Consider the following 15,039-nt stretch of genomic DNA (forward strand, 5'->3'; position numbering starts at 1 on the left):
AGGGTTTGCGTCGAACTGGCCCCCATTGAAAGATGGGGGATTTTTATAATTGAGAAAAAATAATTATCTGCTACACGTTCAAACTGTGGGTTTTTACTATCGTCCAATATCATACTCCTGTCTCCCGTAAGTCTTCCTATTCGATTGATCCGTTGCATTTAATAAATTCGGTGAAGAACCATGAAAAAAATCATACACCATATTTTGTTTTTCCATGCTTGCGTCGCTATATTTTTAAGTTTGTCTTCGTACGCAAACGACATTCCTCATTTGGTAAAGCAGGGTACGGCAACTCAGCTAGTTGTTGAGGGCAAGCCATTTCTGATTCGCGGTGGAGAGCTAAGTAACTCCACGGCTTCAAATTTGGAGCACCTCGAACCATTCTGGAGTAAATTCCAGCAATTAAATATGAATACAGTGGTGGCTCCGGTTTATTGGGATTTAATGGAACCGGTCGAGGGTAAGTTTGACTTTACCTTGGTCGATGGGTTAATCGCCGATGCTCGGAAAAACAATATGAAGCTGGTTATTCTTTGGTTCGCCAGCTGGAAAAATAGTATGTCGTCTTACTGCCCAGAATGGGTGAAAGTCGATTATGACCGATTCCCACGCTCGAGAGATCGCAGTGGGCAGGCGTTTGAAATTCTGTCGCCGTTTCATAAAGAAAACTATGAAACCGATGCTCGTGCGTTCGGGGCCCTGATGCGACATATTAAAAGAAACGACAAAGACCAGACCGTGATTATGGTCCAGCCAGAAAATGAAATTGGCATGGTTGAGCATGCTCGCGATTACAGTCCGATGGCCAGCCAACAGTTTGGCTCTCTCGTTCCTGCCGAATTAATGCAGTATTTAAGTGCGAATAAACAGACACTAACGCAGGCATTAAATCAAGCGTGGGCAAAGTCTAGCTATAAAATGACCGGTACGTGGGTAGACGTTTTTGGCGATTCGCCCCAAACCGAAGAGTTTTTTATGGCATGGTATTTTGCCGTCTATACCGAGCAGGTGACCAAAGCGGGCAAAGCGGAATATCCACTTCCCATGTTCGTAAATGCAGCTCTCGTTCGCCCAGGTTATCAGCCAGGCCAACATATCAGTGCCGGCCCTCTGCCACACCTGATCGATATTTGGCGGGCGGCAGCACCCTCCATTGATTTTCTTGCTCCAGACATATACTTTCCCAACTTTACCGAATGGACGGAAAAGTACACTCGCAACGGCAACCCGTTGTTTATCCCGGAAGCGCTGCGCAGTAATGAGGCTGCCGTTAATGCGCTTTACGCGCTTTCCGAGCACGATGCCATGGGTTTTAGCCCTTTTGGCATAGAATCAATTTCCGGCACAGCTAAGAATCTGCTTGGTCAAAGTTATGCTCTCGTGGAGCAGCTGGAACCGTTGATTCTCAAATACCAGGGCCGTAAGGCCATGCGCGGCTTTCTGCAAATAAGTGATCAGCAAAAAGCGCCGCAGCAAATACGTATGGGGGGCTATGAGATGCATGTGAAATTTGAATATGCGACTCCGCCTCCACTGGCCGATGGTGTGATCAACGAGAGCGGAGATGTCTCAAGAGGTGCCCGTGTTCCCGCTGGTGGGTTGGTTATTCAGCTGTCTGACGACGAGTATCTGTTTGCAGGTATTGGCTTGACCATTACTTTCGATTCATTGTTGCCTAATGAGCAGGCCGGTATTGTCTACGCAGAGAGTGGAGAATATTTAAAAGGAAAATGGCAGAATCGTTTATGGAATAACGGTGACCAGACCCATCAAGGAAGACACGTCAGGCTGGTCGCAGGGGAATTTGGTATCCAGAGAGTTAAGCTCTACCGTTACCAATAAGTTGTCGGATAATAGTCCCTCTCCATGCTTTTGTATGGGGTGGGAACGAGCGCTAGTCGATAATGGCTTTAAATAAAAAATTCCGGATGCTTTTCCGGTGCTATTTTTAAAATATTAAAGACATCTTTCATGTGTGCTTCCATTGCTTTTTTTGCGTTATCGGCTGAGCCGGTTTTAATCGCTTTCAAAATAGCTTTGTGCTGCTGAATAACGTGGTCGTACTGACCGGTTAGTTCAACCAAGCTTAAATTGCGTACGCGATCCATATGAGCTTTTTCTGCCTCCATTTTCTGGCTGACACGTGTAAAGCCTGTCGCATTTGATAGGGTGATATGAAATTGATCGTCCAGATGTTGAAAGGCCAGGGCATCTTCGTTTTTTGCCGCCGCAATTTGTTTTTCAATAATGTTTTCACATTCTTCAATAAGCTCGGTATTGGGGTGTTCAGCTAAAAAGCTCGCTACGGCGACTTCGATGGCCTCCCTTAAAAAACGTGCTTCCAAAATACTCTGCATGCTCAGCTTGGTAACAAAGGTCCCTCGCTGTGGGCGAACTTCGACAAAACCAAGCGAAGCAAGCTTTGCCAGCGCTGCGCGCACTGGAGTACGGCTGACGCCAAATTTTTGAGCCAACTGATTTTCGGGGATTTTTTCGCCGGGGACTAAAACCATACCCACAATTTCATCGCGGATATACTCAAAGAGTTGATTCGGCGTCGATAAATTATACGAAATAGGTTGTGGGTTGTTTGGTGCTTTTTGGTCGGTATTGGTTGTCATGTTTTCTCCCCCTGGGCAGAGCTTAAAGTCATTCCACTCTTTTTTTGAAATATAATTGTACAGTATTTGTAAGGTTATATCGGCAGCTTATTGTATTTATTCATTTGGTGCTAATGCGCTATATCGTTAAACTACGGGATCTTTGTTCAAGCCTTCGACAGCATGGACGTGTTTAGAGGTTCCTTGAATCCCCATCTCTCAAAAATGAAATTATGCCCCAGATTGCAGCTCCAAAATTACAACAGTATCCGCGCTATTGGGCCGAATGTTTCGGCTTGTCCCCCTTTTTACCGGTTTCCGTTGAGGAAATGGAGAAGCTGGGCTGGGATAGCTGTGACATTATATTAGTTACCGGGGATGCGTATGTAGATCATCCCAGCTTCGGTATGGCAGTGATGGGGAGGCTGCTGGAGGCGCAGGGCTTTCGCGTGGGCATTATAGCCCAACCGGATTGGCGCAGTGCCGAGCCGTTTAAGGCGCTGGGTAAACCCAATCTGTATTTTGGGGTAACCGCTGGCAATATGGATTCTATGATTAATCGCTACACCGCCGATCTGCGTATTCGTCATGACGACGCCTACACGCCTGGAGGCGAAGGGGGAAGCCGGCCTAATCGTGCCGTCACGGTATATAGCCAACGTTGTAAGGAGGCTTGGAAAGATGTGCCGGTGGTTATTGGTGGTATCGAAGCGAGCTTGCGTCGGATAGCCCAGTACGATTATTGGAGTGATGAAGTTCGTCGCTCGGTATTGGTCGATTCCACGGCGGATATTCTGCTGTACGGTAATGCGGAACGAGCAATTGTAGAAGTTAGCCATCGTCTGGCTAACGGGGAGTCGATAAAAGAGATCACCGATCTGCGCGGTACAACAGTCATCCGCCCCCATGTTCCTGCCGGTTTTACTGAACTGGATTCTTCTCGTATCGATTGGCCGGGTAGCTTGGATGCCATGCCCAACCCGTATGAATATATTGCTGGCAATGACTGTGAAAAGACATCTCAGGAAGCGGCGGAGGATGAGGGGGTGCAAACGATTCGTGTTGTGCCTATGCCCCTGCGGCGGCAAGAGCAAAATCTGCAGCGAGATTTCACTTGTGTGCGCTTACCCTCGTTTGAGAAGGTTAGCAACGACCCGGTGCTCTATGCTCATGCTTCACGTGTATTGCATCAGGAGGCCAACCCTCATAATGCTCGTGCATTGGTACAAAAACACGGTAAACGGGAAATTTGGGTAAATCCACCGCCCATTCCGTTGACTACTGCAGAAATGGATTATGTTTTTGGTCTGCCCTATGCGCGTGTGCCGCACCCTAGTTACGGCAAACTGAAAATTCCCGCTTACGACATGATTAAAACGTCCGTCAATATTATGCGTGGCTGTTTTGGCGGTTGCACCTTTTGCTCAATAACAGAACACGAAGGCCGGATTATTCAAAGCCGCTCGGAAAAATCTATTTTGCAGGAGATTGAGGATATTCGCGATAAAGTGCCGGGCTTTACCGGTACCATCTCAGATTTGGGGGGGCCAACCTCCAATATGTATACCCTCAACTGTAACGACCCAAATATTCAGGCTTCCTGCCGAAAGCTAAGCTGTGTTTATCCTGGTATTTGTAAAAACCTGAATACAGACCACAGCCCCACAACGCAGCTTTATCGCAAAGCACGAAAAATCAAAGGCATTCATACTGTCGCTATTGCCTCGGGTTTGCGCTACGACCTGGCAGTGGAAGACCCCGAATATGTGAAGGAGCTGGTCACACATCATGTCGGTGGTTACTTGAAAATTGCACCAGAGCACAGCGAACAAGGCACGCTGGGAAAAATGATGAAGCCGGGAATGGGAGCCTACGAGCGTTTCGAGAAGATGTTTAATCAATTTTCGCAGGAAGCAGGAAAAAAACAGTATTTAATCCCTTACTTTATCGCCGCGCACCCGGGCTGCGAAGATGAAGATATGATGAATCTCGCCCTGTGGTTGAAAAAGCACAATTTCGAAGTCGATCAAGTGCAAACCTTTTATCCATCACCCATGTCTCTGGCAACGGCGATGTACCATTCTGATCGTAACCCGCTAAAACATTTAACCTATAAGTCAAAAAAACTCTTTACTCCAAAAGATAAGCAGCAGCGAAAAGTTCAAAAGGCTTTTTTACGCTACCACGATTCGGAAAATTGGCCTGAGTTGCGCAAAGCGTTGCGCAGCATGGGGCGCAACGATCTGATCGGCGACTCGCCTCAGCACCTTGTGCCTAGCGAGGAGCGGGAACTGCGATTACGCAGTAGTGAGAAACGAACGGGCGCGGGCCCGGCCCGCGCGGCGCGAGGGGATAAACGGCAACAACAATTACCAGTTAAAGGCCGGAATAGCCGGAGCCCCAAGCGTAGGAATCGCTAGTGCGTCATTCTGTGTCATAACAGGGGGTATTTTCTATCCAGTGGTTGTGGTGCAAGAGAAACGTATAAACCATAAAGGTCGCGTTCACCTACGACGTCGTTTTTTTGTTAAGGGCTATTAATGGTACCGTTTGCCAAGCAGTCAAACGTTGTAGGTTACGTAAAGGCCACTTGAGTTTACTTACATGCTCCTAGGGGTATCCGTACGATTTTTGAGTTTGGAATTATGAAAATTGAACATATCGCCATATGGGCAACAAACATCGAAGAGCTAAAAGCGTTCTACGAAAAATATTTCGATGCCAAAGCCAATAATAAATATGTTAATTCGCGAAAGGGTTTTCAATCGTATTTTTTAAGCTTTTCTGAGGGGTCAAGGTTAGAGTTAATGCAGATGGATTCAATACCTGGGAATGCTAACGATATACTGCAGCAATATAAGGGGATTATTCATTTTGCGGTATCGGTCGGTTCCAGGGGGAAGGTAGACGAATTGACGAGGCGCCTGAAATTGGATGGCTATGCCGTGTTGGATGGGCCCAGAGAGACTGGCGATGGCTATTACGAAAGTTTAGTTCTCGATGCCGAAAAAAACCGGGTAGAAATAACGGTATAAGCGGCGTTTTTGGGGAGCCATGCGTAAGATGTGATTCCGGCATGCCCTTCCATTAGGGGCCTTAGCCGAAGGAGCGAAAGCAAAGGTCTTGCGGGCTTAATATGCTTAGATAAGAAATACCACCGGACGCTGTGTTCGGTGGTGTTTCTAGTTCTAGCGTGCTAGAGGATTAAATGCCTGCCTCAAATGGCGAAGCTGGTAAACCTTCCTTGTTGTATAGGTTGGCATTTTCTGGCGTGTCCGCCCAGGCATAGCGTACGTGAACAGGCTTTTTAATATCTTTGTGCCACACTACAACGGTGTTGTTTTTGATTTTTGCATGGGCCCAAATATATTTACCGTCTTCACCGGCAATAGCAAAGCCGCCAAGCTTTTTGCCTTTTGCGACCAAGCCTTTCCCTATATGGTCGAAATGGACAATCAATTTATTCTTTTTCGCGCTGATGTTTTTGAGCAGTGGACCGGAATAAACCAGGTTGGCTTTTCCATACGCTAGAGCCTGAGCTGATAGCGCTAACCGTTCGCCCACAGATTTCTTGTCTAGGGGGTGGAGGTCATTCCATTCCCCTACATCGATAGCAACGGTCATCGCAGTGTTGGGTTCTTTTAAGGCTTTAAACTGTGCAAAGCGGGTTTCCGCCCACTGGCTTTCCGTTGGTTGAGGGTGCGCTTTCATATAGTTGGCCAGCTGGACAAACAGGAAGGGGAAATCTCCCTGGTTCCATTGCTCGCGCCAGTGTCGAATTAAGTGGGGGAATAGTTGCTCGTATTCTTGAGCGTTGCCGGTGTTGGATTCGCCCTGATACCAGATAACTCCTTTGATGCCCATATTAAACAGGGGTGCGAGCATGGCGTTGTAACAGCCGAGCGGTTCGTTCCAGGGAACAAACCGGCGAGGTTTGGGGGCGTCGGCCATGACGGTGCCAATCTTGTATTTCCAATTGCCAGTCAGGTCAACCTGATGGTCGCCAACTTTGAGGTAGTAGGGTTTTTCGACAACAAACTCTCCACGTTTATTTTCGACCTGTACGCGAAGGGTAATGGTATTTTTCCCTGCTTTTAAAATGCCCTCTTTTACGGGGTAGCGGCGAGGAGGGTATTGATAGTAGGTTTTTCCTACTTCTACGCCATTGATATAGGCCGTGTCAGCGTCGACGATGGTACCCAAGCGAAGAAAGCCAGGTTTAGCCTCTGCCTCGGCGGGAAGCTCGATCGTGCGGCGGAGCCAAACAATACCAGCCATGGCGTCCAAACCCTGATCTTGCCAGAGGCCGGGAATGCTGAGTTGTTGCCAGCCACTGTCGTCAATAGATTTTTCATAGCTGTTCTGCAGGCCGAGATCTGTGCTGTTTAGTTGGTGAAACCAGGCATCGATATCCGCTTGGTCAGCATCTTGTAATGATTGAAGATAAGCAGTGTCTTGAAGGCTTTTTCCCCTTTCGTATTGGGGTTTATAGGGTTTGAGGGCCTCTTCACTCATCCAGCATTCTGCGGGGGAGCCGCCGAAGTTTGCACTGAGAATACCAACGGGCACATTTTCTTCTTGCATAATTTTACGGCCAAAGAAAAATGCCGTAGCGGAGTGATTACGTATTAGTTCGGGAGTTGATTTTTCCCACTGGCCACCCTCGTAATCTTTTGCAGGGCCATCAAAGGTCATTACGCGGGGAACCGTGAACTGACGTAGCAATGGGTAGTCTGCGGCGGCGATCTCGTCGGCAAACATTTCTTCTACACGATACATGGGGGTTTGCATATTGGACTGGCCCGAGGCTACCCATACATCGCCGAAGTAAATATCCTTCAGAGTGATGCTGTTGTTACCTTTTAGGGTAAGGGTGTGCGGGCCACCAGCGGTGAGTCCATCGATGCTCAAAGACCACTCGCCATTGCGTGCCGTTGTAGCGCCCACTTTCTTCTTGTTTAGATACATGGTTACTGGTTCACCGTCACTTGCCCAGCCCCAGAGGGTACTTGGCATCTCGCGCTGTAGAACCAGTCCATCGCTCAATAATTTGGGTAAGGATATATCGGCATGTGCCATGGGGCAAAGTGCTAGCCCCATCAGCATCAGTCGCTTTAAATTGAGTTTATTCATTGGACACTCTCAAAATTATCGTTTAAATGTTTGTTATTGTGATAGGGCTTCCTCAACCCCGTAGAAAGCTGGCTTGGCTTCGTAAGGGCCATTGGCTGGGCCGCTAAACAGTAGTGGCCAGTCGTCGGTACCCGCGCGATCCCCCAGGGTTAGTAGCCAACTGTCGCCGTCCCACAACCCCCAAACTGTAACGCCGCCACGCAGATGCGCGGGTACAGCGTCTAAGTAGGTGCTAACAATATCTTTGTAGCGTTGTTTCTGCAGTTGAGCGGCTTCGTCGGAGTAAGTGGAATACTGCGGAAAAGCGCTACTGGCGTAGGGGTTGTTGACCGGAATATCTAGCTCGGTAATTTTTACTTTTAGGCCGCGGTCGACAATGGCCCGGAAGGCGGCGCCAATATCGTTCGCGCTGGGCCAGTCGATCTGAATATGCATCTGGAAGCCAACGCCGTCGATAGGCACCCCATCGGCGATCAGGTCATCTACCAGTTGCAGCAGGCAGTTAAATTTGGTGCTGCTCGCGCTACCATTCTCGGTACTGTAATCATTGTAGTAAAGATCAACGTCGGGATCTGCCGCATCGGCCGCACGGAAGGCGTTAGCAATATAGTCCGCCCCCAGTTTCTGATAGAAAAGCGAGTTGCGGTAACAGTTGGGCTGACTCTCATCGATCGCTTCGTTCACTACATCCCAGCTTTCGAGTTTGCCGGCGAAGTGCGTCGCGATCTGTGTGACGTGGTTGTCGAGCATGGTTTCAAAGTCGCCGCTGTAGCTTTTCATCCAGGAGGGAACCTGGTAATCCGAATGCCAGATAAAGGTGTGGCCGTGGACAGTGAGGCCATTGGTTTCTGCCCAGTTCACTAGTGTATCGGCGTTGCCATACGAGAACGTGGATTCACTCGGATGCAGATAGCTCATCTTCATAATGTTACCAGCGGTTAACTGGTTGAAGTGTTGTTGAATAGTGCTCTGCTTTGCGGGAATATCCAGAAAGCTTCTGCTCTCGTTACCCGCCGACACAGCCATACCCACTGGGAAGTTTACGAGAGTATAAAGGCTGGGAGCAGTGGGTTCCGAGCTACTACTGGAAGACAGACTGCTGGAACTTTCGCTAGACGAGCTGCTTGATGTGGAGCTTTCGCTGGACGGGCTGCTTTCGCTAGAAGAACTGCTTGTATTGGCAGAGCTGGAAGAGCTTGATTGCTTGGACGTTGCGCTTCCACCTCCACCGCAGGCGACTATCACCAGTGATAGGGACGCTGATAGAAGAAGTTTGTTTACTCTACGGACTGATATCATAGTAGCTCTCTTGAGGATGGCGGCACTCGCGTTACTTAATGTAGCTTATAGTCATGATTACTATATTCTACCCCACTCTGTGTAAATGGGCATTAAAGGACGGGCTATGTGCAGTCGATTTACTAATCATCTAAGCGATATGTCCCGCTGGGTAGCCCCGTTGCGGGACTGACCAGGCAGGTGCATGACGGGTCTAACGTGGCCCCAACCCCGCTGTGCCTGTTGTCTCAGTGGAGGGGGGTGTACCAAGTTAGTCGAAAGAAGTGCGCCCGCGTGACTTTTAATGCGCGCCTGGAAACGGTTGCTGAAAAGCCCACTTTTCGCCGTCCTTGGTAATATCAGCAGACTTGTCTAGTACCTATTCTGGGATATTGCGAGTAGCTGTCCATTGAACGGAGCAAACAGCCGTATTTTGTGTGTAGTGATGAATGTGGGCATCTGCTGGTAATGGCTGGCCTGAGAGAATAGCTGCAGGAGTCATTTTCTTTTAGGGTATAACGGAGCGCTACTCGGGCTTTATGATGAATCTAAACTACCGCATACCGCATACCGCATACCGCATACCGCATACCGGTAACGGTTCGTGCCTGGTTTGGCTGTCACTCATTCTGTCGCCGTTCATTAATCGAAAAATTGCGGGCTGGTTTGCAGCATTACCCTATGGGGCGAATGGCAACAATGTGACAAACGAAAGAGCGCAGCTTTTTCTCCGGCAAGAAAAAATTAGCGCTTTCCAAGCAAACACCAATCAGACTTTTTTGTTGTCGAAAGCCCTTAATCTCCATTTATTCACTCCCCATGCCTATTAGGTTATAGAAATATCCCTATCTGTTACTACGGAAACAAAGTGTTTGTATCTGTTTTATCCGTAATGCATCAAGACGTGATAAAAAATAAATTGCATCACCCCATTGATTTAGGCTAATGGCTGAATGGTTGTTAGTGTACCGATTTCTTAGACAGGAAGGCTGTCGGTTATTTTTTTCACTCCTCACCCTATTTAAAAACTGATGCAAAAGAATGGGGCGGGAATGTAATTGTTAGCGAAAAACTACGAAAAATATAGAGCGCCTGTCTGCGCGCGTTTCTTGCGGCAATTGCATGAGTCCTTCAGTGAAGGAGCGTTGAAAGCCCCGGGGAAATTATATTCGTCTACAAAATGCTTTAAGGGAAGCATATAACGATAAATCGAATTACATAATTATGTCATTTATGTTAACGTAATATTACAGGGGAATTTTAGGAACAATAAAAATAACCAATTTCTACTGTGAATCCCTAAAAAGCACTCTTTTCCAGTCTATTGGCTAGAAAGGTCTATCCTTTTATTTCGCCCTACGTATGGTGGAGCCTGGTTTTAATTGTTGGAGTACCGGAGTGCTGTTCAGATTTATCAATTCCGGGAATAAGTATGCAATCATTAATTAACCAGCTGATCGAATATTCTGATTACCTATACGCTATGGTTTTGTCAGGAGTTTTGCCCTCTATTGTCGCTATGGTGTACAAAACATACGGCAATTCCGTTTCCAATCGTACTGTATTTGCTCGTAACTTCCTTATCATCACTATGTCTACAACGCTGATTATTATCGTGGTGAAGTCTTCTATTGCGCTGTCCCTTGGTTTGGTGGGTGCGTTGTCCATTGTTCGTTTTCGTGCGGCAATCAAAGAGCCTGAAGAAATTGCCTACCTGTTTTTTATTATTGCAATTGGTATCGGTCTGGGTGCTTTCCAGTTTGCGATTATCCTAGTGGCAACGCCGTTTATTGTTAGTCTAATAATTTTACGCGCACATTTCAGTGCTAAAACCCAGAAGACTGCGCCGCTAGGAAACTACAATATCAACGTGATCAGCCGTTCAGCTAAAACGGCCGGTGTTGCCCCTATATCGAAAATTGTAGAAGAAAACACTGATAAAGCCGTACTTAAGCATTTTTCAGAGGATGATCAATCTACATCCCTATTGTTTTTTGCTGATATCGCGAGTTTGGAAAAGCTAGATATATTTCGTCGAATGTTGGTCGAGTATGAATCTGGTATTGCGATTGATGTTGTAGCCAACCGCGAACTTAATTAAGAGGAGGTGTTTTATGGGCACCTCTCGTTCCTTGCTTTTTCAGAGGAAAGCGAAAGGCTTTTCGTTGATCCATGCTCTAGTTTTTACTGTTGTTGTACTGGCATTCAGTTTGATTGCAATTGCTTACAATCGTTTCGCTCCATCATCTGATACAGGAGTTATTTTTACAGCTGAGGGTGGTGTTTTTGAAAGCCATTCTTATCTGGATCATACTCTCAAGTTTTCCCGTAAGGTATTTAATGGATCTCAGGTAAAAGTAAAAATAGGTCGGGTCATCTTTAATCAGCATGTCCGGCTTAATCTAACGGGTGCTAAAGAGTACAGTCTCTCCTTTTTCAATAATAAGGATTTCATAGCTTCAACTAAATTTTCTGTTGATAAACGCGGTTTTCGTGTAACTGAATTCGGTTACTTGATTGAGGTTCCGGCTAGGGCTTCTGAGGAAGGCTTCGACGAGGTGGTGGTGACGCCCCATTTTGAATTTGAAATGAAAGTATCTTTTGATGATACGTCTAGAGTGAATGTTGATCGTGGGACTAAAAGCGTAACTATTCCTGAGTTTCTGAAAAGTTTACCGAGCACCCATTACGTAATCCTAGCAATTAAAGATGAAGGTACCCGAAAGCTGAGCGAAAGCTCAAAAAACGCATTGGCGAAAATGGGGTCGAATATTAAGAGTATTCGCTATCGAGGTTCGTGGGCAGCTGTTTGGAAAAATGGAAAACCGCTAGCGGAGATGATCGAGGCTCACGACAATGTGGCCGAAATTCGTGGCCAAGATGTTCTGCCTTTGGCTGCGCAGCTAAGTGAACAGGGGCTTGATCTGGTTGTGCGCTCGGCCGGTTATGAAGCCGGTAATTTTGCGCAAATTAGTGTGGGAGGAAAAGACCATTCGCGCAACCGGCGCGGTGTGAATATTGTTGTCTTGGATGAGCGCTTCAACCTTGTTAATTCACTTACGGCAGATACATTTTCCAGGGATCGAATGGATGCTCATCAGTCCCTATCCTTGTATGCCAATCGTTATCCGGAACTTACTCTTGGATCAGTGTTGGCGGAAATTCCAGATGATTTTATCGTTCTCTTGACCTCCAAGGGGAATTACCTTAAAGGACTGGCTCCGAAGAGTCTGGAATATTTTGATTCCGTTAACTCTAAATTTAGTCAAAGAGTTAACGGTCAATCCTATATCGGAATACTGCGTAATAGACACGTGCTTAACGAAAAATTGGGTGATGGGGCGCAGGCGATGTCTCTGTTTGAGTCTGCAGCTTTAAAGGATTTGGTCATTAAGTCGGGTGCGCAGGTGTCGCTCGTTAGTAGCGCGGATAATAAGGGCATGTCGGGAATCTATATCGACGGTGAAAATATATCGGAAAATTCGCCTGGCATTAATCTGGTGGTGTTGAGCCCGAAATTCGAAGTTATTTCTCGATATGGGTTCGATGCCGTTGACGGGGACTTGCACCGCAATATAACCGTTTTACAGAAACAGCCGATGCGAACATTAGAGTATGTGTCAGCAGAAGATGAGAGTGATACGCTTGAAAAACTAAGGTTTAGCGTAAAGCCAGAACATTACCAAACGCTGGTGTCGCTACGAGACGAGGCGCTAAACCGTGAAAGCATAAAGAATGCCAGTAAGCAGGAGGTGCCCGCAAAGATCGATTTTCAGGGAAAAACGTACAAAGCGGGAATCAGGTTTAAAGGCGACTGGATGGACCATATCAGCAAAGAGCGTTGGTCATTTAGGGTTAACCTAAAGGGCGATAATACCATAATGGGGATGAAACGCTTTTCTATTCAGTCCCCAGAGACGCGCGCCTATATGTATGAATGGGTTGTGCATGAAGTCTTTCGACATGAAGGAGGGATTACTCCACGCTATTCTTTTTTGCCTGTAGACATTAACAATAAAAGATTTGGTGTTTACGCATTAGAAGAGCACTTTGGAAAGCGCATGGTTGAGTACCATGGGCGTAAAGAAGGTCCAATACTCAAGTTTGATGAGTCGCGAATATTTGAATCGGTTGATGCAATAGAAGCCGTTTTACCGGAAGGGATTACCTTTGAGAATAAAATGTCCACTCTCCAGAAAGCGAATATTCAAGTATTTCAAAGAGAGAAAACTCTGTCCGCTGAAAATCTACGAGAGAATTATCGAAGGGGTTATGCCTTGCTCGACGGGTTTCGCAATAAGCTGCTGGTTGCCAGCGATGTTTTTGATGTGGAGTCCTATGCGAAACTTGTTGCTATTTCGGATCTCTTTCAGACATGGCATTCGGTGCGTTGGCATAATATGCGTTATTACTACAATCCCATTATCGATCGTCTGGAACCAATTCTGTTTGATGCCGATGCACCAGATAAAAGTTACGAGTCGTTGCATTACTTTAACCGGCATCGGGATGAGGTAAATGAGTATCTGTTTAGCGATGCAGAATTTGCAGAAGCCTATTTTGGTTTTATGGAGAAATTTTCAAAACGTGATTATCTTTCTGATTTCCGTCGAACCTTTAAGGATGAAATTAAAGAAAAAGAAAAAATATTATCTACGAACGGCGGCAACTACAAAATGGAGTGGAGTTTGTTTGAGCGGCGTCAGGAGTTGATACGCAATACGCTGTTTGGGGGGGATCCATTAGCGGGAGTGGTCAATTATGTTGGTGGAAATGGGCTGCTCGTAAAGTTACAAAATGATTTCGATGTTCCGTATGAGATCGGAGCTCTACATATTGGGAGCAATCGGTATGCGACGTCAGGGCTAGGGAATATCGTTGAGGCTAAACAAAAGGATGCAGCTTATCATTTTTCAGTAAGCCTGCCCGAGTCTGAGATTCGTGCCAGTGCGCTAATGCTTGACTATCGCGTTCCAGGTACTACGACCTGGCGGCAGGTGCAGATCTTTCCGTTTGGTGATCCGTTTCTAGAGGTTGGAAAAAATGGATTCATACGTGACCGAAGCAATATAGACGATTTTCCTTTTGTTCGTGAGTCTGGTGATAATGTTATCGAAGTGATTGCTGGTGAATGGCGGGTTGGGAGGGATTTGTTGATCCCTGCAGGAAAAAGAGTTCTTGTTCCGGCGGGTACCACTTTGGATTTTGTTAATAGTGCAAAAGTAATCAGTTTTTCTCCTATGTCTGTTATGGGCAGCGATAAGCACCCCGTTACGTTTCAGTCCAGTGACAATTCATCTCAGGGGATTATTGTTATACAAGCTAACAAGCCAAGTAATAGAAATAATCGATCAATATTGGATCATGTAATTTTTTCTGGGTTGTCGAATCCGAACGATGATGGCTGGATGGTGCCGGGCGCAGTTACATTTTATCAGTCTGATGTGGTTATTACGAATAGTGTATTTAGCAATAACAATTCTGAGGATGCGCTTAATATTGTGTCTTCAGATTACATTCTTTCCGGTGTGACGTTTGAAGGCGCTTTTTCCGATGCTTTTGATTCGGATTTTTCAACTGGAGAAGTGAACAGTTGTCGCTTTATTAACTCAGGAAATGATGCCATCGACTTTTCAGGTAGTGTAGTCAGTATTAGCAATGTGAAGATTACTACCGCTGGCGATAAGGGCGTAAGCGCTGGTGAGGCAAGTAGTTTGACGTTAACGGATATTGTTATCGATGGCGCAGAGATCGGTATCGCCAGTAAAGACGGTTCAAAGGTTTTTGGTAGCGATGTTAATGTGATGAGTGCTGTAATTGGTCTAGCTGCTTATCAGAAAAAACCTGAATATACTAAGGCGTATATAAACTTAAGTGATTCCTCTCTGGGCTCTAAAATAAGCCTGCCTTTCGTTTACGATGATGGTTCGGACATATATTTTAACAAAACGCTATTACGTATGAAAGAGAAGAAAAAAAACTTACTGATAAAAAAGATAGCCGGCGTATAGGTCTGGAGTAGGGGTGA

General features: G+C 46.3%; 9 protein-coding genes. 6 read left to right on the plus strand and 3 right to left on the minus strand.

Annotation, left to right across the window (positions count from 1 at the left end):
• Positions 1–180 precede the first annotated feature (180 nt).
• Positions 181–1,842, plus strand: a complete 1,662-nt coding sequence (locus H5715_RS19625; protein WP_075186583.1) for a GH35 family beta-galactosidase — start codon at positions 181–183, stop codon at positions 1,840–1,842.
• A gap of 68 nt (positions 1,843–1,910) precedes the next feature.
• Here the strand turns inward: H5715_RS19625 and H5715_RS19630 are convergent, their stop codons facing one another.
• Entirely contained in the window at positions 1,911–2,621 is a 711-nt protein-coding gene (locus H5715_RS19630; RefSeq protein ID WP_075186584.1) for a GntR family transcriptional regulator, read from the minus strand.
• Between the two features lie 212 nt (positions 2,622–2,833).
• Between H5715_RS19630 and H5715_RS19635 the strand changes: the two genes are divergently transcribed.
• Together H5715_RS19635 and H5715_RS19640 are read left to right on the plus strand one after the other, a co-directional pair.
• Positions 2,834–5,020: a YgiQ family radical SAM protein gene (locus tag H5715_RS19635; protein WP_075186585.1), complete on the plus strand. Its 2,187-nt coding sequence runs from the start codon at positions 2,834–2,836 to the stop codon at positions 5,018–5,020.
• Positions 5,021–5,245: 225 nt separating this feature from the next.
• The gene (locus H5715_RS19640) at positions 5,246–5,635 is read left to right on the plus strand and encodes a VOC family protein (protein WP_075186586.1); all 390 of its coding nucleotides are present in this window, start codon (positions 5,246–5,248) and stop codon (positions 5,633–5,635) included.
• Positions 5,636–5,804: 169 nt separating this feature from the next.
• Here the strand turns inward: H5715_RS19640 and H5715_RS19645 are convergent, their stop codons facing one another.
• Together H5715_RS19645 and H5715_RS19650 are read right to left on the minus strand one after the other, a co-directional pair.
• Positions 5,805–7,733, minus strand: coding sequence for a sialate O-acetylesterase (locus tag H5715_RS19645; RefSeq protein ID WP_083608109.1), 1,929 nt, complete (start codon positions 7,731–7,733; stop codon positions 5,805–5,807).
• Positions 7,734–7,766: 33 nt separating this feature from the next.
• On the minus strand, positions 7,767–9,032 hold the full coding sequence (locus H5715_RS19650; protein WP_083608110.1) for an endo-1,4-beta-xylanase: 1,266 nt from the start codon (positions 9,030–9,032) through the stop codon (positions 7,767–7,769).
• Between the two features lie 518 nt (positions 9,033–9,550).
• On the opposite strand from H5715_RS19650, the gene H5715_RS19655 reads away from it, so the two are divergent.
• The 3 genes from H5715_RS19655 to H5715_RS19665 all read left to right on the plus strand — a co-directional run bounded on the left by H5715_RS19655 (position 9,551) and on the right by H5715_RS19665 (position 15,022).
• Positions 9,551–9,841, plus strand: coding sequence for a hypothetical protein (locus H5715_RS19655; RefSeq protein WP_175574289.1), 291 nt, complete (start codon positions 9,551–9,553; stop codon positions 9,839–9,841).
• Positions 9,842–10,443: 602 nt separating this feature from the next.
• Entirely contained in the window at positions 10,444–11,112 is a 669-nt protein-coding gene (locus H5715_RS19660) for a DUF4956 domain-containing protein (protein WP_075186590.1), read from the plus strand.
• 13 nt (positions 11,113–11,125) lie between these two features.
• Complete coding sequence (locus H5715_RS19665; RefSeq protein ID WP_075186591.1) at positions 11,126–15,022, plus strand: interleukin-like EMT inducer domain-containing protein; 3,897 nt, start codon at positions 11,126–11,128, stop codon at positions 15,020–15,022.
• Positions 15,023–15,039 lie beyond the last annotated feature (17 nt).

It is taken from the genome of Teredinibacter haidensis (assembly GCF_014211975.1).
In the GTDB taxonomy this organism is placed as follows: Bacteria; Pseudomonadota; Gammaproteobacteria; order Pseudomonadales; family Cellvibrionaceae; genus Teredinibacter; species Teredinibacter haidensis.